Source organism: Spongiibacter thalassae (assembly GCF_012272835.1).
Lineage (GTDB): Bacteria > Pseudomonadota > Gammaproteobacteria > Pseudomonadales > Spongiibacteraceae > Spongiibacter > Spongiibacter thalassae.
In genome coordinates, this window is sequence record NZ_JAAWWK010000001.1 from 767,666 (window position 1) to 789,219 (window position 21,554).

At 56.1% G+C, this 21,554-nt stretch carries 15 protein-coding genes; 13 read left to right on the forward strand and 2 right to left on the reverse strand.

Annotated elements, in window-relative coordinates; all coding sequences use genetic code 11:
• The first annotated feature begins 66 nt into the window (after window positions 1-66).
• The 11 genes from HCU74_RS03200 to HCU74_RS03250 all read left to right on the forward strand — a co-directional run bounded on the left by HCU74_RS03200 (window position 67) and on the right by HCU74_RS03250 (window position 15,488).
• Window positions 67-1,062: a Rieske (2Fe-2S) protein gene (locus HCU74_RS03200; RefSeq protein WP_168448944.1), complete on the forward strand. Its 996-nt coding sequence runs from the start codon at window positions 67-69 to the stop codon at window positions 1,060-1,062.
• Window positions 1,062-2,105: a hypothetical protein gene (locus HCU74_RS03205; RefSeq protein ID WP_210425082.1), complete on the forward strand. Its 1,044-nt coding sequence runs from the start codon at window positions 1,062-1,064 to the stop codon at window positions 2,103-2,105. The genes HCU74_RS03200 and HCU74_RS03205 overlap by 1 nt, the downstream gene beginning before the upstream one ends.
• Before the next feature lie 217 nt (window positions 2,106-2,322).
• Window positions 2,323-3,123: a crotonase/enoyl-CoA hydratase family protein gene (locus HCU74_RS03210; protein WP_168448945.1), complete on the forward strand. Its 801-nt coding sequence runs from the start codon at window positions 2,323-2,325 to the stop codon at window positions 3,121-3,123.
• 63 nt (window positions 3,124-3,186) lie between these two features.
• Window positions 3,187-4,320: an acyl-CoA dehydrogenase family protein gene (locus HCU74_RS03215; RefSeq protein ID WP_168448946.1), complete on the forward strand. Its 1,134-nt coding sequence runs from the start codon at window positions 3,187-3,189 to the stop codon at window positions 4,318-4,320.
• On the forward strand, window positions 4,317-5,582 hold the full coding sequence (locus HCU74_RS03220; protein WP_210425083.1) for a multidrug effflux MFS transporter: 1,266 nt from the start codon (window positions 4,317-4,319) through the stop codon (window positions 5,580-5,582). Before HCU74_RS03215 ends, HCU74_RS03220 begins: the two co-directional genes overlap by 4 nt.
• 26 nt (window positions 5,583-5,608) lie before the next feature.
• Entirely contained in the window at window positions 5,609-6,973 is a 1,365-nt protein-coding gene (locus HCU74_RS03225; protein ID WP_168448947.1) for an MFS transporter, read from the forward strand.
• A 158-nt stretch (window positions 6,974-7,131) separates the two neighbouring features.
• Window positions 7,132-10,653: an indolepyruvate ferredoxin oxidoreductase family protein gene (locus HCU74_RS03230; protein WP_168448948.1), complete on the forward strand. Its 3,522-nt coding sequence runs from the start codon at window positions 7,132-7,134 to the stop codon at window positions 10,651-10,653.
• A gap of 128 nt (window positions 10,654-10,781) precedes the next feature.
• Complete coding sequence (locus tag HCU74_RS03235) at window positions 10,782-11,990, forward strand: oxidoreductase family protein (protein ID WP_168448949.1); 1,209 nt, start codon at window positions 10,782-10,784, stop codon at window positions 11,988-11,990.
• Window positions 11,991-12,400: 410 nt separating this feature from the next.
• Window positions 12,401-14,140, forward strand: a complete 1,740-nt coding sequence (locus HCU74_RS03240; protein ID WP_210425084.1) for a PHA/PHB synthase family protein — start codon at window positions 12,401-12,403, stop codon at window positions 14,138-14,140.
• Window positions 14,141-14,212: 72 nt separating this feature from the next.
• Window positions 14,213-14,971, forward strand: coding sequence for an acetoacetyl-CoA reductase (gene phbB, locus HCU74_RS03245; RefSeq protein WP_210425085.1), 759 nt, complete (start codon window positions 14,213-14,215; stop codon window positions 14,969-14,971).
• Between the two features lie 115 nt (window positions 14,972-15,086).
• A complete protein-coding gene (locus tag HCU74_RS03250; protein WP_168448950.1) occupies window positions 15,087-15,488 on the forward strand; it encodes a MaoC family dehydratase in 402 nt (133 codons plus the stop codon).
• Between the two features lie 57 nt (window positions 15,489-15,545).
• On the opposite strand, the gene HCU74_RS03255 is transcribed toward HCU74_RS03250, so the two are convergent.
• Both HCU74_RS03255 and HCU74_RS03260 read right to left on the reverse strand, forming a co-directional pair.
• Window positions 15,546-15,962, reverse strand: a complete 417-nt coding sequence (locus HCU74_RS03255; RefSeq protein ID WP_282595986.1) for a carboxylesterase family protein — start codon at window positions 15,960-15,962, stop codon at window positions 15,546-15,548.
• 367 nt (window positions 15,963-16,329) lie between these two features.
• Window positions 16,330-16,923: a TetR family transcriptional regulator gene (locus HCU74_RS03260; protein WP_168448952.1), complete on the reverse strand. Its 594-nt coding sequence runs from the start codon at window positions 16,921-16,923 to the stop codon at window positions 16,330-16,332.
• A 445-nt stretch (window positions 16,924-17,368) separates the two neighbouring features.
• Here HCU74_RS03260 and HCU74_RS03265 point away from each other — a divergent pair, with 445 nt between their 5' ends.
• Both HCU74_RS03265 and HCU74_RS03270 read left to right on the forward strand, forming a co-directional pair.
• Window positions 17,369-19,795 (forward strand): TonB-dependent receptor, encoded by a 2,427-nt coding sequence (locus HCU74_RS03265; RefSeq protein ID WP_168448953.1) that lies wholly within the window; start codon window positions 17,369-17,371, stop codon window positions 19,793-19,795.
• Window positions 19,796-20,188: 393 nt separating this feature from the next.
• Complete coding sequence (locus HCU74_RS03270; protein WP_168448954.1) at window positions 20,189-21,547, forward strand: alpha/beta hydrolase domain-containing protein; 1,359 nt, start codon at window positions 20,189-20,191, stop codon at window positions 21,545-21,547.
• Window positions 21,548-21,554: the final 7 nt, after the last annotated feature.

The following is a 21,554-nucleotide window of genomic DNA, read 5'->3' on the forward strand; positions in this document are numbered from 1 at the left end:
CAGGCGATTCGCCTAAAAACGTAGCTAATAAAAACATTGCCAAAAACAACGCAAGGAGCAGTGCCGATGTGGTTTCCTGTAGCGGGGTCAGAGCAGGTCAAGGCGGGCGAGGTGTATGCCGCTCAGGTGGGTGATCAGGAGCTGGTGCTATTTCGCAATGGTGGCGGCGATATCTGTGTACTGGAGGATCGCTGTCCCCATCGACGGGTGCCGCTGTCGCTGGGTAAGGTCATCGACGGGCAGTTGCGCTGCGCCTACCACGGCTGGACCTTCGACGGTAAAGACGGCCACTGTGTGGCGATTCCCAATCTGGATGACGCCGAGCATATTCCTGCCAGTCTGTGTGCGACCGCATTCCGCACCGCTGAATTCGCCGGTTTTATTTACGTTGCTGTGGCCGGTGAAGGTGCTGGCGACGAAGAATTTCCCTGCTATCCCCCCGCAGGCTTCCATTACGAGAAAATCGATAGCGGTTGCGCCGTGGTTAGTGTGTCGTCACAGGAATATCTCGCGGCCATGCTCGATGGCCCCCATATTCTGTTAGCGATTCGGGGGATCAATATCAGCGATTTTTACATCGGCGATGTCACCCGTGAAGGTGGCTGTCTCTCTGTCGATCGAACCGCTATCTGGACGTTAAAAGCCAAGCCCCACGAAAAATTATGGGGCTTGTCCACGCTGGCATTGCGTACCCAGGTATGCCCGGATCAGTCGGTAGTGCGTCTGCAGTTACTGGATGCGGGCGAGGAAATTCTACTCGCGGCGGTCATCGCGGTGGTGCCCGGCAAGCGGGGCACCAGTCAACTCCACTGGCGTTGTTACTACTCGCCGAATTATCTGCGCTCGGCACCCCGGGGGGTTCGACTGCGCGCGGCCAGGGGAGCGCCCTTTGACGTTTTCGCCGCTGTGAATGGGCAGCGACTGGCTGACTTGATGGCAGGCCCATCGGTGGAACTGACTGTTTCCGGCAGTACCGAGGCTGACTCGGCCCCGGCGGAGCGAATTGTACTGAGCGATGTCTCCGAAGTGGAGACGAGCCCGACCACAGAGGAGAATCTCTGATGCAACGCCAGCTTATATTGGAACCGGCCGTTGACCGCCCCCAGCGGAAAGCCCATGCTCAGGACGCCTGGTTACCCATGGAGATAGAGCTTCGTGACACCTGGTTTCCGCTTGCTCATTCGAATCATGTTGGCGAAACGCCAGTGCGCAGGGCGATGCACCGCCAAACCGCCTACCTATGGCGCGATCGCGGCCAGGCGATGGCGACAGAGTTTCTTCCTGGGCAGCGCAGCAAGGCATTCAGCCCCTTCACCGCAGGTACAGGCTATTATCCCTGCTGCGAGTATTTCGGCTATCTCTGGGTGTGGTACGGCAATCCTGAACACGCCGACGAAGCGCTGATTCCCGACATACCCTTTTTGCCCCGTGACGGCGTGGGGATTCCCAATTATATGCGCACTTCGGTGCGTTTCGACGGCAATGCCCTGCTCTCGGTAGAGAACCTGCTGGATCTGACCCACGCCGATTTTCTCCACGGTGAGGTCATTGGCGGCGAGGGTGAGGCGGAGTCCGATGAAATCAGTTTCGACCACACCTCAGAGACCCTGACCCGAGTGCGCCATGTTGTTGGCAAGCCCGTATCACCGGTGATGCGCTGGCTCGGTGGGGTGCGAGCGAAATATCAGGAGTTCCGCTCGACACTGCATGTTCACCTGCGCAGCAATGTGTGTATTTCCTATCCGCGCTTTCGGCCGGGTTTTGATATACCCAATATTCAGACCTTCGTGCCGAGCGGCCCTTATCGCTCCCGAGTGGATCAGATTTTCAGTTTGGGCGACGCGCCGACACCCTTCCGGCAACTGATGCCGCGAATGGCCTATGTAGTTGGCCCCCAGGACAACGCGGTGGTCAGGCCCCAGAACCCACGCTATCGCGCGGCCCCGTTGCGGCCAGATCAGCATTCACGCTTTGATGCCCCGGGGGTGCGCTATCGCTACCTGATGAAAAAGCTGTGGCAACGACAGCAAACGGGCGACTACCGATATTTACCGGACGCCAAAGACGCCAGCGATGTTCGCAGCCTGCTCGGTATGGATGGCTGAGGCCACGCCGATGGCGAAGCTAAGACCGCTCGCGGCTTGGCTGCGACAGGATTAAGTTAGACAAATAATCAAATAATGTTTAATATTTAATCCTGAAAATAAGACCAACTGTCACCGACGACCCTTTGCCCGCCATAACATCCTGGCAATGCACACACCAGCGGGTGCTGCTCTGTGTGCGAGTCGAATCGGGTGACAATATCTCCAGGAGACCACCATGCAAGCATTTTTGGAACAGGAGCGCGAGGGCCATATTCTGGTTGCGCGTATGAATCGCCCTGAATCCCGCAACGCCCTGACCAAGCCAGAGTATATGCAGGAGTTTGTTGATCTTTGTGCGGACATTCGCCGCAACCGCAGTATTAAAGTGCTGGTATTAACCGGCAATGGGCCGGCATTTTGCGCCGGGGGCAATGTGAAGGACATGCGCGATCGCACGGGCATCTTTGAAGGCGGCCCTGCAGAGCTGCGCAATCAGTACCGCGATGGAATCCAACGTATTCCCCTGTGTGTCTACGAGCTGGATATCCCGGTGATCGCGGCCATTAATGGCCCGGCTATTGGCGCGGGCCTGGACCTGGCCTGTATGTGCGATGTGCGGGTGGCCGCGGACTCCGCCAAGTTCGCTGAAAGTTTTATCAAACTGGGTCTGGTGCCCGGTGACGGCGGTGCATGGTTGTTACAGCGGGTGGTGGGAAAACCACGGGCCACGCTGATGTCATTGACCGGAGACACCATCAACAGCGAACAGGCGCTTGAGTGGGGACTGATTACCGAGTCGGTTCCCGCGGACGAACTGATGGACTGCGCCATGGGTATTGCCCGCAGCATGGCGGCAAACCCTGCCCATGCACTGCGCATGACCAAGCGCCTGTTGCGTGAAGCCGAGCACCTTAGCCTGCCATCGTTGCTGGAAATGTCGGCGGCCTATCAGGCTCTGGCCCACCATACAGAAGATCACAGCGAGGCGGTAAACGCCTTTCTGGAACGCCGCGAACCCCGGTACACCGGCAATTAAATCCACCCTACCAGCTGTGCGGGTTAGCGGCACAGAGATGTACATCAACAGACAGGTGAAGGTATGAGAGCAGTATTCCGCGAAGACCACGAAATGTTCCGCGACATGGCGCGTCGGTTTATCGACAAGGAAATTGTTCCCCATCTCGACGAGTGGGAAAAGCAGGGCATCGTGCCCAAGGAAATCTGGCAAAAGGCGGGACAGGCGGGCCTGCTGTGCTCCTGTGTCAGCGAAGAATTCGGTGGCCCCGGTGGCGACTATGGCCATTCAGCGGTAATGATTGAAGAGTTGGCGCGGGTAAACGCCACGGCCATTGGCTTTACCACCCACTCGGAAATCGTTGCCAATTACTTTGTGGCCTACGGCAACAAGGAACAGAACGCGAAGTGGCTGCCCGGTATGGTGTCGGGAGACACCATCGGCGTGATCGCCATGAGTGAACCCGGTATCGGCAGCGACTTGCGCTCCATGCGCACCCTGGCTCGCCGCGAGGGTGACGAGTATGTTATCAGCGGTCAGAAAACCTTTATCACCAACGGTGGCAATGCCGATCTGGTTGTGCTGGCCTGTAAACTGGATCCGGCGTCCCGCGACCTGACCCTGATCTGTGTGGAGACCGATCGCCCCGGCTTTAGCAAGGGGCGACTGCTGGACAAAATCGGATTGAAGGGCCAGGACACCTCCGAACTGTTTTTTGACGATGTTCGAGTGCCGGTCAGCAACCGTTTGGGTGAAGAAAACAAGGGCTTTAATTATCTGACCCACCAGCTTGCCTGGGAGAGATTGATAATCGGTATTCGCGCCGCTGCCTCGGTGGACAGCCTGTTGGCCGACACGATTCAGTACACTGTCGACCGCAAGGTGTTTGGCAAGACGGTGTTCGATTTCCAGAACACCCGTTTCAAGCTCGCCGAGGTGAAGGCCAAGGCCACCATGCTGCGGGCCTTTATTGACAGCTGTTTGCACAAGGTATTGCAGGGCGAGCTGAGTGCCGACGAAGCAGCGATGGCCAAGTTGATGGGCTCGGAAATGCAGGGGCAGTTGCTCGACGAATTGCTGCAGCTGCACGGCGGCTATGGCTTCATGACCGAATACCGTATCAGTCGCGCGTGGGTTGATGCACGGGTGGCACGGATTTACGGTGGCACCTCCGAAATAATGAAGGAAATCATTTCCCGCTCGTTGAAACCACAATGACCGACCGGCCGGGTATGGGAACTGACAGTCACGGCATGACACTGCTGTCGCCGCTGAAAGCCCGTACCCTGCCACTGTTGCTCGCCGGGCTGGCGATGCTCGGCCCCTTCACCATTAATATGTACATGCCGTCGTTTGCCGCCATGCGCACCGAGCTGGGTGTCGACGATGTACAGTTGCAAATCACCCTGTCACTTTATTTCACCGCCTTTGCGTTTATGTCCTTGTGGCACGGCACGCTGTCCGACCGCTTCGGTCGCCGCTGGCCGATAGTTGCAGGCTTGTTCACCTTCTCGGTAGCGTCCTTTGGCATCGCCCTCAGTCGCGACATCCACGTTATCTACCTGCTACGTGTTCTCCAGGGGCTGTCGGCGGGGGCGGGTATTGTAATTGGCCGAGCGGTGATTCGCGATGTGTATGAGGGACCTGCGGCGCAACGAGCCTATGCCACGGTAGTGATGGTGTTCTCCCTGGCGCCGGCGGTTGGTCCGGTCATTGGCGGGTGGTTGCACAGCGCTTTCGGGTGGCGAGCCAGCTTCGGGTTTTTGGGCGGAATCAGCACTGTATTGCTATTGCTGGTGTTGTGGGTGTTGCCGGAAACCCTGGCTCGGAGCGCGCGCCGCTCATTGTCGTTCCGACCGCTGCTTCGCACCTATAAAGAAGTGTTTTTACATTTCCGGTTTATGAGTTGGGCGGTGTCGTTTGCGCTGATGTTTGGCGGGTTTTTTGTCTATGTGTTGTCGGCACCGGTATTTCTGCTGGAGCACCTGCATCTGGGGCCAACCGAGTTTCTGTGGCTGTTCGGCCCGGCTACGGCGGGCATGATGCTGGGTTCTTTTCTGTCGGGGCGCCTGGCCCCGCGGTGGCCACTGCGCAGCTTGATGCGAACCGGCTTCGCTATCATGGCGGTGGCGACGGTCTACAATCTGGTGGTGAGTTGGCTTGAGCCGCAATACTTCTACCTGTATTTACCCTTTCTTTTTGTCTACACCCTGGGCATGTCACTGGTTCAGCCAAGCATCACCCTGCTGGGGCTGGATTGTTTGCCCGATCGCCGGGGCACCGCGTCGTCGATCCAACTGTTCACCCAAACATCCTTTAACGCCATGCTGGCAAGTGTTGTGGCGCCCTTTGTTTGGGGTGCTCCACTGCACCTTGCAGTGGCATCGGCGTTGATGCTGACACTGTCGTTGTCGGGCATTTTTCTGCTGCGCTGGTTGACCCTTTCCGGGCGTATCAGCGCTGCGCCAATAATAAACTGATTTTCTGAGTTCCGGACGAATCGCGTATGAGTGCAACAATCCTTTCCGCTGGTGATAAAAACAACGCCGGGGCTGCGAGTGTCAACAACGATGTGCCGTACCCCAATCACCTCTACGCCTGCTACGTTATCTTCGTATTGTTCGTCGTCACGGTGCTGTCTCAGCTGGACCGTCAATTGCCGACTCTGCTGGTAGAGCCGATTCGCCAAGAGTTTGCGATCAGTGATACCGCGTTCAGCTTTTTACAGGGTTACGCCTTTGCGCTGGTGTACACCTTTGCAGGGCTGCCATTAGGTCGCCTGGTCGATCAGCGCAGCCGCCGTTTGTTGATTTTTTTCGGGCTGGTGTTCTGGAGCCTGATGACCGTCTATGCAGGTTTTGCCCAGAGTTACACCGGTTTGTTTGTAGCGCGCATGGGAGTGGGTGTCGGTGAGGCAGTATTGGCCCCGGCAGCATACTCAATTATTGCGGATTACTTTGCGCCGTCGCGGCGGGGACGGGCGCTGGGTATCTACTATATCTCCATCGCCATAGGATCCGGTGCGTCGCTCCTTCTGGGGGGGCTGCTCCTCGACCTGATCCCGGAGGAGGGCATGACGCTGCCTTTCTTTGGCCACCTGTTGGCATGGCGCTGGGTATTTATTTTTGCCGGCATTCCCGGACTGCTGCTGTCCGGGCTGATGTTTACGATTCGAGAGCCGGTGCGCCGCGAGGTCGGGCAGCGGCTCAATGTGCCGGTGGCGGAATTGCTTGCCTTTCTGCGGGAGGAGCGTGCCACCTTTTCCCGGCTACTGGTGTATCCGTCGATTCTGGCGATTATTGGTTACGGCAGTTTGGCCTGGGCACCCACGGTATTTATCCGCCGTTTTGAAATGGATATCTCCCACTCCGGTATTTTACTCGGTGGACTGATTGCCTTGGCCGGGGTGATGGGTGGCTTGATCAGCGGCCACCTGAGTGATTACTGGCGTGCTCGGGGGCTGCCCTCGGCGCGTTTTCGCGTGGCCCTTTTGGGTCAGGTCATTCTGCTGCCCTGTGTCAGCAGTTGGTCGCTGATGCCAAGCCCCCAGCTCGCTCTTGCGGTGTTATTTGTCGCGATTCTTGGCCTGTCAATTGCGCAAACGGCGGCCCCGGCGGCAATTCAGGAAGTCACACCCAACCCCATGCGCGGTCAGGTGATTGCCATTTACCTGCTGCTGGGTGGGCTATTGGGTATCGGGTTGGGGCCTACACTGGTGGCGGTGGTCAGCGATCAGGTGTTTGTCGGTGAGGCGCTGCATCTCGCGGTGTCGTCCACCGCGCTGCCGGTGTCATTGCTGGGCCTGTGGTTGTGCTGGAGCGGACAGTCCCGTTACGCCCTGAGTCGCCAGCGGCTGTGGGGAGCGGCCTAGGCCCTGTTGTTGGGTTGCTGTGATGGCCATTAAAAATATTAATACCAGGCCGGAAAATCTTTAAATATACGATAAGTGAATGTTTTTCTAGAATCTGTTCAATAAATAAAAATCCTGTGCCGTCAAAGCGGCGCTGGCTGACAAGAATAGGTAGCACAATGAGTTCTGAGTTCATCGTTACACCGTCCTTGCGGGACGTTGAGTTACACGACAAATATACCCTTGAGCAGGGCCACATTTACGCCAGTGGCACCCAGGCATTGGTACGACTGCCGATGATGCAGCAGTTGCGCGACCAGCGCGCGGGGCTGAATACAGCGGGGTATATTTCCGGCTATCGCGGCTCGCCCCTTGGCGGTGTGGATATGGCACTGTGGGCGGCGAAAAAGGAAATGGCGCAAAAGAATATTGTCTTTCAGCCAGGCTTGAACGAAGACCTCGCGGCGACGGCGGTCTGGGGTACTCAGCAAACCAACCTCTATGACGGTGCGCGCTACGACGGTGTATTTGGAATGTGGTACGGCAAGGGGCCGGGGGTGGATCGCTCCGCTGACGTACTCAAGCACGCCAATTCCGCGGGGACTTCACGCCACGGCGGCGTGCTGATGTTGGCCGGGGATGATCACGCCGCCAAGTCCTCGTCGATCGCCCACCAGTCAGAGCATATTCTTATTGCCTGTGGTATTCCGGTGTTGTACCCCGCCAATGTGCAGGAGTATCTGGATTTCGGCCTGCACGGTTGGGCGATGAGCCGCTATTCCGGCCTGTGGGTGGGGATGAAATGCGTGACCGATGTGGTGGAGTCTTCAGCCTCGTTGGAGGTCGATCCTGATCGGGTCAATATTCTATTGCCGGATGATTTCCAGATGCCGGAAGGCGGCTTGAATATTCGCTGGCCCGATACGCCCCTCGATCAGGAGGTGCGTATGCTCAATTACAAATGGTATGCGGCGCTGGAGTATATTCGCGCCAATAAGCTGAACCGCGTGGTGCTGGATTCACCCAAGGCGCGTTTTGGCATTATGGCGGCGGGCAAGGCCTATCTCGATTTACGCCAGGCTTTGGTGGATCTCGGCCTGGATGATGACACCTGTCGCCAGCTCGGCATTCGCATAATGAAGGTCGGCTGCGTATGGCCGCTGGACGCTCGTGACTCACGGGCCTTCGCCGAGGGCTTGGAGGAAATTCTGGTCGTCGAGGAAAAACGGCAGATTCTGGAGTACGCCCTGAAAGAAGAACTGTACAACTGGCGGGAGGACGTACGCCCTCGGGTTTACGGCAAATTCGATGAGCGCGACAACGCCGGTGGTGAATGGTCCCAGCCACGGGGCAACTGGTTGCTGCCTGCGCGCTATGAACTTTCCCCGGCGATTATCGCCAAGGCCATTGCCTCACGATTGACTCGAATGCCCCTCAGTGACGAGGTCAGGGCGCGTATTCTATCCCGCATTGACATTATTGAGGGCAAGGAGCGGGCAGCGGAACAAACCGGTATGCCAGTGGAACGCAAACCCTGGTTTTGCTCGGGTTGCCCTCATAACACGTCGACAAAAGTCCCGGAAGGCTCCCGTGCGCTGGCGGGCATCGGTTGCCACTACATGGCAATGTGGATGGACCGCAACACTGAAACCTTCAGTCAGATGGGAGGGGAGGGTGTCAGCTGGTTGGGCCAGATGCATTTCACCAGCGACAAGCATGTGTTTGTTAACCTTGGCGACGGTACCTATTTCCACTCCGGTTTGCTGGCGATTCGCGCTGCCGTGGCGGCCTCGGCCAATATGACCTACAAAATACTGTTTAACGACGCGGTGGCAATGACCGGTGGCCAGCCGGTAGACGGGGTGCTGACCGTGCCCCAGATTGTCGAGCAGCTCAAGGCCGAAGCCGTCGCCGAAATTCTGGTGGTGTCCGACGAGCCCGAAAAGTATCGTGGAAGCTACGCCGTCTCTGTTCCGGTGCATCATCGCGATGAACTCGAGGCGATCCAGCTGCGCTTGCGCGACACTGCGGGTGTCACTGTTATTGTCTACGACCAAACCTGTGCCACGGAAAAACGCCGCCGCCGCAAGCGCGGCTTGATGGTGGATGTAAAGCGCAGGGCCTACATCAACCCGGCAGTGTGCGAAGGTTGTGGCGATTGCTCGGTGGCGTCGGGTTGTGTGTCTGTAGAACCTCTGGAAACGCCTCTGGGCACCAAACGGCAAATTAACCAGAATAGTTGTAACAAGGACTTTTCCTGCTTGAAGGGCTTTTGCCCGAGCTTTGTTACCATCGAAGGTGGCGAGCTGCGTCGCCCCGAAGGGAAAGCGGGAGCGCGGGATATTCTTGGGGATATTCCCGACCCGGTATTGCCTTCACTTGAGCAGCCCTTCGGTGTTGTGGTGGCCGGAATCGGCGGCACCGGTGTGGTGACGATAGGGGCATTGATGGGTATGGCCGCCCATCTCGAGTCGAAGGGAATTACCGTACTCGACCAGACCGGTCTCGCCCAGAAGGGCGGTGCGGTAATGAGCCATATTCAGATCGCTGCCCGCCCTGAAGACATTCACGCTACCCGCATCGCCGTTGCCGAAACCGCAACCCTGATCGGCTGTGACGAAATTGTTGCCGCCTCCAACGACGTACTGTCGCGGGTGAAGGGTGGTCTGACCAAGGCAGTTATCAACACAGCACTGACGCCGGCGGCGGAGTTTCTGTCCAATCCGGACTGGAAGTTTCCCAAGACAACCGCCGAGGGCAATATCCAGCAAGCGCTGGGCGATGATTGCGACTATATCGACGCAACCTCACTTGCCGAAACGGTGATGGGCGACAGTATTTTCGCCAACCCGTTAATGCTGGGCTACGCCTGGCAGAAGGGCTGGGTACCGCTGTCCTATCAAGCATTGATCCGCGCCATTGAGCTGAACGGTGTGGCGGTGGACAAAAATATTGATGCCTTTGAATGGGGACGTGTTGCCGCCCACGACCGTGGTCTGCTACCTGAGGTGGAGTCTGATACCCGTGCGGTGCAGTGGGTCGAGCCGGAAACCCTCGACGATGTGGTTGCCCGGGGAGTGGCACTGCTGACCGAGTATCAGGACGAAGGCTATGCGAAGCGCTATACCGACGCGGTGGAAAAAGTGCGCTGTGCCGAGGACAAGGTGGCACCCAATCGCGGTGCGCCCCTTAGTATCGCCGTCGCCCGAAACCTGATGAAGTTGATGGCCTACAAAGACGAATATGAGGTGGCGCGCCTGCATGCATCACCGGTTTTCCAGCAGCAGTTGGAACAACAATTTGCGGGTAAGCCGGGCAAGGACTACCAGGTGCATTTCCACATGGCGCCGCCGCTGATTTCCAAAAAAGATGCTAACGGACACTTGATTAAACGCCGTTTCGGCCCGTGGATGCTGCCGATGTTCAAGTTGCTGGCCAAAATGAAGTTTTTGCGCGGCTCGGTGCTGGATGTCTTTTCTCACACCGACGAGCGTCGTCAGGAAAGGCAGTGGATCAATGACTATCTCGCCTTTGTCGACGAAGTGAGTCACTCATTGACCCGTGAACGTTTGGAAATTGCCATTGCTAGAGCGGAAGTACCGCAGAATATACGCGGTTTCGGTCATGTCAAAGAGCGCAATATGGTTGCCGCCCGTACTCGCTGGCAGGTACTGAAACAGGACTATGACGGCAAGGCGTGAGTCAGAACCTGAATACACATCTGCCCAGCCAGTGGTGACTGGGCAAGGTAATCAGGTTAAGGGATGATCGTCCTGGTGGTGATCTCTCGAGTGGATAAGACAGCGGCAATAATAACAAGGAGATAGCAATGACCACAGTCGGAACAAATAGTGTGAAGGATGATCGGCCTTTTCCTGACAGACAGGGACCACTTCCTCGTGAACTTGAGGATATCAACGCCGAGTGGCTGAGCGCGATGCTGGCGCGTAAATATCCCGGTGTGGTCGTGGAGCAGATGCAGCGGGTACAGTTGATCAACAGCCATACCACCAAGCTTCGAGTGAAACTGACGTACAACACGCGGGGCCGGGAACTCGGCCTTCCGGAAAATGCCTGCCTCAAGTCCAATTGGTCAGAGGGTTTTGAAAGCGGCGAAATTTGCGAGTTGGAAGCGCGGTTCTATTTTATGATGCAGGACGCGCTGACTGCACCGGTGCCGGCGTCTTATTTTGCAGATTGGGACGGCGATGGCAGCGGTCGCGGCGTGGTAATGTTGGAGGATCTGGGTTGTGCGCCGGGCGAGTTCGGCAATAGCCTCGACCACCTGGGGGTTGATGGTGTCGCCAAAGGTCTGGAGTCATTGGCAGATTTGCATGCCGCGCTGTGGGACAGCCCGACGCTGGACCAGCGCTGGTTGCATCGCTCGATGGATACCCCGGTAGACACCGAGCAGGTGCTGCGCATGTATAACTATTCCAGAATCAATATGGATCGTCCGGCCTATCGGGAGTTTTTGCCCGACTGGCTGTACGAGACACCGGAGCGATTCGCCCACGCCTTTGACGAACTGGCAGAATTGGATCGCCAGGCTGGTGGCCCGCTCTGTCTGGTGCATGGCGACTCCCATCAGGGCAATAGTTTTCTGCGCGAAAACGGCGAGCGAGTGTGGATGGATTGGCAACTGGTGCGTAAGGGCAAACCCTGGCGCGATGTGGTTTATTTCATGTTGGGTGCACTGACCGTGGAAGAACGGCGGGGCAATGACCGGGCACTGGTTAAGCATTACTACGACTATCTCAAGGCGAAAGGGGTCAGCGGGCTTGAGTCGGCGGAGCGCGCCCTTGAACTGTGCCAGCTGTGGCCTGCCTACGGAATGCAGGCATGGATGTCCAATATGGATGTGTGGGGGCAGAGTGGTGGCGACATGATACGCCGCTTTTGGACCGCTGCAGCGGATTACGAAACGGTGGAGCGCCTGACGGCGGGTAAGTCACCGCGACGGGAAATTCGTCTGGGCGAAGGTGCCCGCGAGGTCTCGCCAGCAATTAAAGAGATGCTGGCGCGGGGAGAGCTCTGAGAGCTTCGCCGCTCACCGAGTAATGTCAATATATTTTTGTTAGCACGTTGCGGCTGAGAAACATTCCGGCGCAGTCACTTATAGTGATCGAAGTTGCAGTTACAATAACTTATTGATCGTCAGTTGTGTGCGCCGGAAGGGTTATGTTTCGGTACTGATATAGCCGAGTATTGTTGCTACTTGCAGATGGCGCGTGGCGTGAGAATGAGCAAGGTATTTTGACTCACATTAAAACGATTGGCTGAACCGGCGCGGCTAATGGCGCGGTTGACGATATACAATCGAGCGAAGCGGTGCCTCGGCGCCCACAGCATCGCATTCGATTTCGAAAATTTCGCGGCGTTAGTCAGCAGGATTTTACTGATCTAACGGCGACTTTACTGATCCAACAACTAAAGGAAGATGTTGTTATGCAAGCAGAAACTCCCCCTGTACCAAAAACGCCATTTATCAGTCGTGCTACGGCAAACGATCTCAACGATGCGATGGTCACCTGGGTTGGGCGGACATCCGGCGGCTTGCCGGGGCCGCGTATCGTCCAGGCCTATATCGATTGGCTGATAAACCTTAGCGTCGCGCCCGGGCGCCAACTGGAAATTCTCGAGGCATTGATTCGTCGCAGTGCCGATCTTGTCAAAGCAGCATTGCTTGGCAGCGAGCCGACGGATGATCGGCGGTTTCGCGGAGAGGGGTGGCAGAAAAGACCCTATGCCTGGCTGGTGCAGGCAGCTCTGCATCGCGATGAACTGGCGCGTATAGCGACCGAGCCACTTCCCGGTATGGATGCCCACAATGCCGAGCTGGTCAGATTTTACACCCAACAACTGGTAGACGCGTTGTCGCCTGCCAACTTCGCGCTGACCAACCCGGAGTTTGTGCAGGCGACCATCGCCCAGCGCGGTAAAAATTTGCTGCGCGGTGCCCGCTTTGCCATAGGCGACGCGGTGCGCACAATTACCGGTACTGATCCCGAGACGGCGGAGCAATTCAAAGTGGGAGAAACCCTCGCCACGACCCCCGGCAAGGTGGTCTATCGCAACGCCTTGATGGAGTTGATCCAGTACTCGCCGAGCACCGAAGACGTTCATGCCGAGCCTATCCTCTATGTGCCCGCGTGGATCATGAAGTACTACATCCTCGATCTATCGCCATCTAATTCGATGATCCGCTGGTTGGTAGAGCAAGGGCACACCGTGTTTGCGATCTCGTGGAAGAACCCCGGCAAAGAGGACAGCGACCTCAGCATGGAGGACTACCGCACACTCGGTGTGGCGTCGGCGATGGAGGTGATCGGCGACATTATGCCGGAACGGAAGGTGCACGCCGTAGGCTATTGCGTGGGGGGGACGCTACTGATGATCGCCGCCGCAGTGATGGCCCGCGGCGGCGACAACCGGCTGCAAAGTATTACCCTGTTCGCGGCGCAAACTGATTTCACCGATGCCGGCGAGCTGCGGCTGTTTATCGATGAAATGACTCTCTATTGGCTGGAACAGCAGATGAAGCGCAATGGCTTTCTTGCGACCAAGCAGATGGGCGGAGCGTTCGCTGCGCTGCGAGCGCCGGACTTGCTCTGGCAACCGATGCTGCGCCGCTACTGTCTGGGTGAAGATAACTCGGGCTTCGATATTATGGCGTGGAATGCCGATGGCACGCGAATGCCCTGTCGCATGCACAGCGACTATTTGCGTCAACTCTACCTGAAAAATGAACTCGCCCAGGGCAAGTATGTTGCCGGTGGTGCGGCCATATCTATTGGCGATATTAGCGCGCCGCTTTACATCGTCGGTACGACGGCGGATCACATTGCGCCCTGGGAGTCGGTGTATAAAACCCGAAATCTTAAAAAGTTGGGCGAAACCATGTTCTGCCTGACCAAGGGCGGACACAACGCGGGTATCGTTTCCGAGCCGGGTCGGCCTCGGCGCAGCTTTGTTGCGGGTGGCTGGGATGAGACCAGCGCCTATCAGTCTCCCGAGGTGTGGCAGGCCAGCGCCGAACCTCACGAGGGCTCCTGGTGGATTCACTGGCAGGAGTGGCTGGTGGGACGTTCTTCGCCTGAGCGTACAAGCCCACCGCCGATGGGCGCCCCGGATAAAGGCCATGTGGTTTTGGGCGACGCGCCGGGAACCTATGTCTTTCAACGCTAAATCTGAACTGCGTCGTTGCCGCTCGGCACGACGCAGACCTATGGAAATTCATTCGAATTTAACGAGGACGTTATGAAACTATCACTGGAAGGCAAGGTAGCGTTGGTCACCGGCGGGTCGGGTGCGATCGGCCAGCAGGTCTGCCTGTATCTTAATCGCGCCGGGGTCAAGGTTGTGGGTGCGACCTCGCGCTTTGATCTGGAAACGGCGCAGGTACTGCGCAAGCAGGCTATAGCGGTTGGTATCGAAATCGATGTGGTTGCCTTTGATGCGGCGGATTTTGATGACGCCGGCAGGGCGATCGCTGAGGTGACCAAACAGTATGGTGCGATCGACATTCTGGTGAATTGCGCCGGTATTACTCGGGACGCCCCCCTGCGCAAAATGACCGATAGCCAATGGCAGCAGGTAATGGGGGTGAATTTGAACAGTATGTTTAACAGCAGTCGCCATGTGATTGAGGCGATGGCCGAGCGCGGTTGGGGGCGCATTATCAATATCTCGTCGGTGAACGGTCAGCGCGGCCAGTTCGGTCAGACGAATTATTCAGCCTCAAAGGCGGGTGTGCATGGTTTTACCATGGCATTGGCGCAGGAAGTTGCGCGCAAGGGTGTGACCGTAAATACCGTGGCCCCGGGATACATCGACAGTCCGATGATTCAGGCGGTACCGGAAAATATCCGCACAGACATTCTGGGTAATATTCCTGTGGGCCGTTTTGGGCAGCCGCGGGATATTGCGGCGGCGGTGACCTTTTTATGCTCTCCACAGGCCTCGTTCATCACCGGCGCACAGATACCGGTGAACGGTGGGTACTACATGGGGCACTGATCCTGTAAATAGGGACACGCCAGGCTCTTAATTTTGACCGGAGCCTGGTTACCCTGTGGGAGTGTCTCACCCAAAGACATAGATAATTTATAAACAGGCATGTTGGAGCGGGCATATGGATATTCAGTTTGAAATTGGCAATACCGCCACATTGGCAAAGACATTTACCGAGGGTGACGTTTTACAGTTCGCCAGTCTGTCGGAGGATCGCAATCCTATTCATATCGACCCCGAGGCGGGGGGCGCCAGCGTGTTCGGTGCCCAGGTGGTGCATGGCATGTTGGTGGCTAGTCTGATCTCCGGATTGCTTGGCTTGCACCTGCCTGGCCCCGGTACCATTTACCTGGGACAGGACCTGAAGTTCAAGGCCCCTGTCTTTATTGGCGACGAGATTACCGCCATTGTTGAAGTAACGGCGATCCGCCGCGATAAACCCATCGCGACGCTGCGCACCTACTGTGTTAACCAGAAGGATACCGTGGTGATCGACGGAGTGGCGACGGTCAAATACGCCTGAGCAGCATTGGAGTCGCTGGAATACACGGGGATACCTGTCCCCGTGTGTTGCGTGGGTTTAACTCCCTCTCGCCCTGGCGTACAGCTCCCGCAGGCGCTTCATCGGGTCGGCGGTGACACGGCACTCTACATCAAGGAGCATGGTTGCGCGGTCGTTCAGGGTGTAGGCAGGCCAATCGCCAATCGCCGTAGTCTGAGGGATTCCCGTGTGGGCAAAGGCGACAAAGGCATCGCTCATTTGTTGACCCATTACCGCGTGTTCCGGCCGTTGCCCGGCGATTTTTGTGCAGGCGTAATTGTTCATGGCAAAGGGAATATCGCCGCCGTGGGTGGCGCCGAGTAGTCCGTCCATAACCGGTGTTTCGTAATCGAATCGGTAGAAATAAACCGGCGCGCCTTCGGCCTTGAGCCGTCGCTCCGCCCAGTCGATACTACCGGACCACATCACCCGATCGGTGACAAACTGACAAGCCAATTCAGTGGGGTTTGTAGCGATTGCTCGCGTCGTTGGGCAGTAACCACAACTTCTTCAAGGCTGTTGGAAGTGGATTTTTGCTTATCTACAGTGTCTCCAGTCGCACCCACGGCGGGGCTAACTAGCGTAAATTGGGTAAGCAATAGCAGTGAAACTGACGGTACACTCAGATGATTCCTGCGCATGAAGCTCATTTCCTCTATTATTAATTATTCAGAGCGGGCGAGGTTTGTGTCTTTTTGAGACTACTATGTCGCTGTATGACGAAGTAGTTCGAGTGGGAAATACGATTTAGTTATAGACAGAGCTTTTCTTATCGTTATTCGTTTGAGGGGTCTGTCCCCGGGGACAGACCCCGGGGCGGTTGTCAGTATTTAAGCGAGCCCAGGTCGCAAAGTATGTCGAAGGTTTCGGCGAATACGTCACCCAGGGTTTTGGTGTCTCTTACCCGGGGCCAGCTGCTGATGGCTGAGGACATGGCTCCGTGGATGACCGACGCGGCGATTTGTGCCTTGAGGTCGTGGGGCTTGCAGTGCAGTTTGGTTGCCATGCAATCGAGTAATTGCTCTTTCAGTGAAGGGAAGTGGTTAATACAATCCATGGCCTCTTTGGAGTGGGTAACGATATTGCGCAGTTGGTCGGTCATGCCGATATCGTCTTTGCTCCAGGTGTTCGGTGCCAGGGCAACGGCTTTCCAGGATTCGAGCAATGGTTCGTCGGCAGGCCGGGCAAGAATGGCTGCGCTCAGTGCTTCCAGAGCCCGTTTGGGGGACGCCACAAGAATGTCATTCTTGTTGGTAAAATAACGAAAAAATGTACGGGTAGACATGCCTACTGCCTGGGAAATCTCCTCAACAGTAACGTGGTCAAAGCCTTTTTCCTCGAACAGGGTAAGTGCGACATTTTCAATTTCACGGCTCATCAGCCGTCGTTTGCGTTCCCAGGGGCCTTCAGTTTTCATCGGTCAACCTTGACTTTATGTGACAATATTGGCGTAGATTACTGTTTGTCCTGTGCCAGTGTCAAAGTTTCTTTTTCAGATGCCGTCATCGGGAAAGGAGTGCGACCTTGTGCGGCCGATTGCAAGATGTGATCACCTGACCCTGTCTGTTGTTAGTTATTGTTTTTACGCAATATTTTTTGATACCCAGGAGGTTTCGATACAGCAAAATGCCATGAGGAAAAAATTTCCGCCTAGATATGCAGGAGCGAAAGCTGTTGCCCGTCTCATTTCTGATCATTTGTTATTTACACTTAATTGAACAGAATGTATATTTGTGTTTATATTTGGTGTGTCTCACCAGTGGGTAAGCTAGGATTGAGATGCGGCAACAGTGTTGCGTGCCATTTAAAAATATAAATATAAATCGAGAGTTCTCATTAGCAAGAGCCAAGGGTAAACAATAATGAAAAAGTTTGATTGCGCGAGTGTTCCGTCGGCACGGCTGTTGGCCGCGCTAACAATGATTACCGGGGTAGCTTCTCCAGCCTATTCAGCAGAGAAAGCAGCGACCAAATCTCTTGAAGAGGTTATCGTGGTGGCACAGAAGCGTCAGCAGAGTTTGCAGGACGTTCCCATTTCAGTGAACGCCTATTCTGACCAGAAACTGGGCGAGATGAATATCAACTCGGTGTCCGAAATTGCGCGTATTGAACCTTCATTGCGCTTTACCACGGCGAGTTTCGCTTTTACCGCCAATTTCTCCATGCGCGGCGTGACCTCGTTCTCCAGCCAGGGTGGTATTCAACCCAGTGTGGCACTGATTATTGATGGTACGCCCCTGTCCCGTGCGGGGGAATTTGCCACTGAGCTGGGCGATATTCAGCGCGTAGAAGTGCTACGGGGCCCGCAGGGAACGTTGTACGGGAAAAATGCCACCGGCGGTCTGATCAATCTGGTGCGCAAAACCCCCGGCGATACCTTTGAGGCCTCTATTGAAGGGAGCTATACCACCGACGAAGAGGCGCTGACGCGCTTTATGGTCAATGCGCCTCTTTCCGACAACGTCAGAGCGCGAATTTCGGCATTTTATAAAGATCGGGAAGGGCATATTGAAAACGTCGCCCCGGGAATCGACAACGATAGCTTTGAAGAAGTGTGGGGGGCCATGGGCAAACTGCAATTCGATTTTTCCGAGTCAGTGGACCTGATGCTGACCGCGGAGTATCGCGATTCCTACAATGGTGGTCAGCCGCAGATTCCCACTATCGTCAGCGACCCGGATCGGCGCGCGGCGATTGGTGAAGAAGCCCTGTCGGATATTTTCAAAATCAATCAGGATCGGCAGACCCAGGCGAATATTGAAAACGCCGGGTTCATCGCCGATTTGAGCTGGCAGCTCAACGATTCACTGCTGTTCAAGTCGATAACCAGCTACCGCGACTGGTTTTCGGATATCGATCAGGATATCGATGCGTCACCGGCGACGGCTGAAAACACGCTGAATGTGCCTGCAATTCATATTCCGCGATCCAATCTGAATCCCAACAGCGACAGTGAAGAACCCATCGTCGATAAGCTGCATTACGTAAGTCAGGAGTTTCGCTTTGACGTAAGCACGGACAGTGTCGATTGGACCTTCGGTGTGTTTTATCAGGATTACGAAGAGGACCAGCTCGCCGAGGTGGCGCTGTATTTGAAAGACTCGTTTTTTGCACAGGAAGCGGGTGTGGCGCTGCCGATCAGTACCGGCGAATACTTCGGTTATACCACTACACCTGAGGCGTATATGACGCTGGAGACCAAGTCGGCCTATACCGACATTACCTGGCATACCTTGAGCAATCTCGACCTGTTTGCCGGGTTCCGCTACACCCAGGAAGACGGTGCCATTGACCATTACCGCCGCGATGTCGTAGTGCCTGACGTGCCGACCTGTTTCAGCACTACCGCACAGAAGGCGACCTTTACCCCCGATGCTCCGGGTTGTGCTCCGGTGGTTAATGATACCACCGAGTTCAGTGCCGACAGCTCTATTGGTGAGTGGTCAGCCCGCGCGGGTGCCTCGTGGTTTGCCAGCGATACCACCAATGTATACGCGACTTGGGCGCGCAGCTTTGTCGGTATTTCCTTTGATCCCGGTCGTACTACAACCCAGGAGCGGGCAATACTTGATCCCAGTACCTCTGAAGCGATCGAAGTCGGTATTAAAACCGAGTTGCTGGGCAACCGCCTGCGTTTGAATGCGGATGTCTTTCACCAGGAAACGGACAATCTTCAGGTATCGCGTTTAATTCCCGGCACCATTGAAACGGAAGCGTTTAACGCTGGCTTGATTGAAAGCTATGGCCTGGAGCTGGACTTCGCGTGGCAGGTAAGTAACAACCTGCGCATAGACGGCGCGGCGACCTGGTTAAACACCGAATTCGGTACGCTGGTTCAGACCTGCTATGTGGGTCAAACCGAAGAAGACGGCTGTAATATTGACAATAATGGTGATGGTACGCCAAACGCGCAGGACATTGCCGGCACTCAGGCGGTGGATACGCCGGATGTAAGCTACAGCATTTCCGGTCGTTACGAGTTTCCGCTGGAAAGTCAGGATTTCGATATTTTTGCAACGGCGAGTTACAGCTGGCAGGACGATACCTTCTTCCAGCTCAGTCACGATCCCCTGAGTACTCAGGAAGCCTATGGCCTGCTGGATGTCAGCCTGGGGATTACCGAGCGCAGCGATCGCTACCAGATTATCCTCTTCGGCAAAAACGTATTTGATCAGGAATATGTTGCGCAAGCGGGCGAAACCGACGGCGTGATTGGCCGGGTTTACGTGCGCACGCCCAGAGATGCGCAGCGCTACTGGGGTATCAAGGCGCGTTATTCGTTTTTCTAGATCGACGCACAGCGTAACGATAGAGACTGTAGTTAATAACAATAATAGTTGAGGAGGCGGAGCCGTTTGACCCGGGTGCTCGTGGAAGTGTTCATCCGTGGTTGAACGTGCCGGTTTCTGGAGTTGGTCCTATTAGCTATCACCCACGATAGCTAATTTTTTATTCGGAGATCCACGGTGTTGAAAATAATTATACTGCGCCAAATGAAGGAACCCGTGTCGACCATAAACTTTGTCCGAAGGATGGTCGTCGTGATGCTGACAACAGCCGTTATTGCTATCAGTGGGTGCGGAGGAGGAAGCGGGTCGCCTACTGCGTCGGGAGGAGGAAGCGGCGCCGGTACGACGAATCCGCCGCCTGATTCGCCGCGAGCCGAATCCAGCAGTGTCGAGGTGCCGGAATTAAACGGGCCGATTGCCGATGACGCTGGACCCAAGGGCCGGTATTTCGGCGCGACTGTTGCCGAACTGGCACCACTGGAGCCTTATGGTTATGTTGAAGAGGAGTATTTTTTCAGTGGGGTCGCGCAGGAGCGGGATGAAGATGGCGCGTTGACAGGTGGCCCTGAGGCGGAGTTTGTCAGTCGAATATTGGTACGCCGACCTATTGACCCCGCAGCCTTTAATGGAACGATATTTCTGGAATGGTACAACGTGACCGGCCAGTCCGATACCGATGTGCTGTGGAATGCTGCCCATGACATGCTAATGCGCGAGGGCTTTGTTCACGTTGGTGTCTCCGCCCAGCAGACCGGCGTGAGCGGGAATAGCCCCCTCGCACTTAAAAATTGGGACCCGGTTCGCTACGGGCCATTGTTGCACCCCGGCGACGCCTATTCCTGGGACATCTACGCCCAGGCCGGACGTGTTTTGTTCGATAAAGCCCTGCAGCCGGGGCCGATGGGTGAGCTGTCTCCGCAGCGTATTATCGCTGGCGGAGAGTCCCAGTCGTCGTTTCGCCTGGTGGCCTACAGCGACGTTATTCAGCGTGAACACCAGTTGTTCGACGGCTTTTTTCTTCATACTGGCCCAGTGCAAGGAAAGGGTGTAGACGATGTTGGTGTGCCGGTGATGCATTTTATTTCCGAGACCGAGATAGACGGAATTCTGGCAACGGAGCAAGGGGGGGCGGTAGTCGATTACACCACGCCGGTGGTCGATAGTGTTGTTGAGCCATTGCCACCACCCTATGGCCCCGACCGGGGGATGATCCGGGTTTGGGAGGTGGCGGGGTCCTCCCATTTCGACAAGCAGCTTTGGGCATACGCGACGGCCTTTGCGGCGCGGGAGGCCTCTGCACCGGCTGATATTCCGGTTTATGTTGAGCAGCCGGCATTTTGTGGCTTGCCGATGAATCAATTGGGACAGGGTCGGGCAACCGCCGCGGCATTACATCATCTGAACCGTTGGGTGACCACGGGCGTGGTGCCAGAGTCGATGCCCAGAATTGAATTGAACGACAATTATCGCATTGTCCGTGACGATGACGGCCTGGCACGGGGCGGTATCCGTCTGCCTTCGCTAGAGGCTCCAATTGGTATAAATCGAGGCGACGAGTGCACGTTCTGGGGCAGCTTTCAGGAGTTTTCTATCGCTGATATTCAGGCGCGTTATCCGACGCACAGTGATTATGTGGCGGCGGTAACAGCGTCTGCGATGCGCAATGTTAACCAGGGTAGCCTGTTGCCCGAGGAAGCGCTGCTATATATAGAGGAAGCACAGGCGTTGCAAACCTATTGGCTGCCACAGTAGCCGATAC

Bases quoted from the DNA above. Each gene is read 5' to 3' on its own strand.
- HCU74_RS03200 (WP_168448944.1), top strand. From the start codon at position 67: ATGTGGTTTCCTGTAGCGGGGTCAGAGCAGGTCAAGGCGGGCGAGGTG.
- HCU74_RS03205 (WP_210425082.1), top strand. From the start codon at position 1,062: ATGCAACGCCAGCTTATATTGGAACCGGCCGTTGACCGCCCCCAGCGG.
- HCU74_RS03210 (WP_168448945.1), top strand. From the start codon at position 2,323: ATGCAAGCATTTTTGGAACAGGAGCGCGAGGGCCATATTCTGGTTGCG.
- HCU74_RS03215 (WP_168448946.1), top strand. From the start codon at position 3,187: ATGAGAGCAGTATTCCGCGAAGACCACGAAATGTTCCGCGACATGGCG.
- HCU74_RS03220 (WP_210425083.1), top strand. From the start codon at position 4,317: ATGACCGACCGGCCGGGTATGGGAACTGACAGTCACGGCATGACACTG.
- HCU74_RS03225 (WP_168448947.1), top strand. From the start codon at position 5,609: ATGAGTGCAACAATCCTTTCCGCTGGTGATAAAAACAACGCCGGGGCT.
- HCU74_RS03230 (WP_168448948.1), top strand. From the start codon at position 7,132: ATGAGTTCTGAGTTCATCGTTACACCGTCCTTGCGGGACGTTGAGTTA.
- HCU74_RS03235 (WP_168448949.1), top strand. From the start codon at position 10,782: ATGACCACAGTCGGAACAAATAGTGTGAAGGATGATCGGCCTTTTCCT.
- HCU74_RS03240 (WP_210425084.1), top strand. From the start codon at position 12,401: ATGCAAGCAGAAACTCCCCCTGTACCAAAAACGCCATTTATCAGTCGT.
- phbB (WP_210425085.1), top strand. From the start codon at position 14,213: ATGAAACTATCACTGGAAGGCAAGGTAGCGTTGGTCACCGGCGGGTCG.
- HCU74_RS03250 (WP_168448950.1), top strand. From the start codon at position 15,087: ATGGATATTCAGTTTGAAATTGGCAATACCGCCACATTGGCAAAGACA.
- HCU74_RS03260 (WP_168448952.1), bottom strand. From the start codon at position 16,923: ATGAAAACTGAAGGCCCCTGGGAACGCAAACGACGGCTGATGAGCCGT.
- HCU74_RS03265 (WP_168448953.1), top strand. From the start codon at position 17,369: ATGAAAAAGTTTGATTGCGCGAGTGTTCCGTCGGCACGGCTGTTGGCC.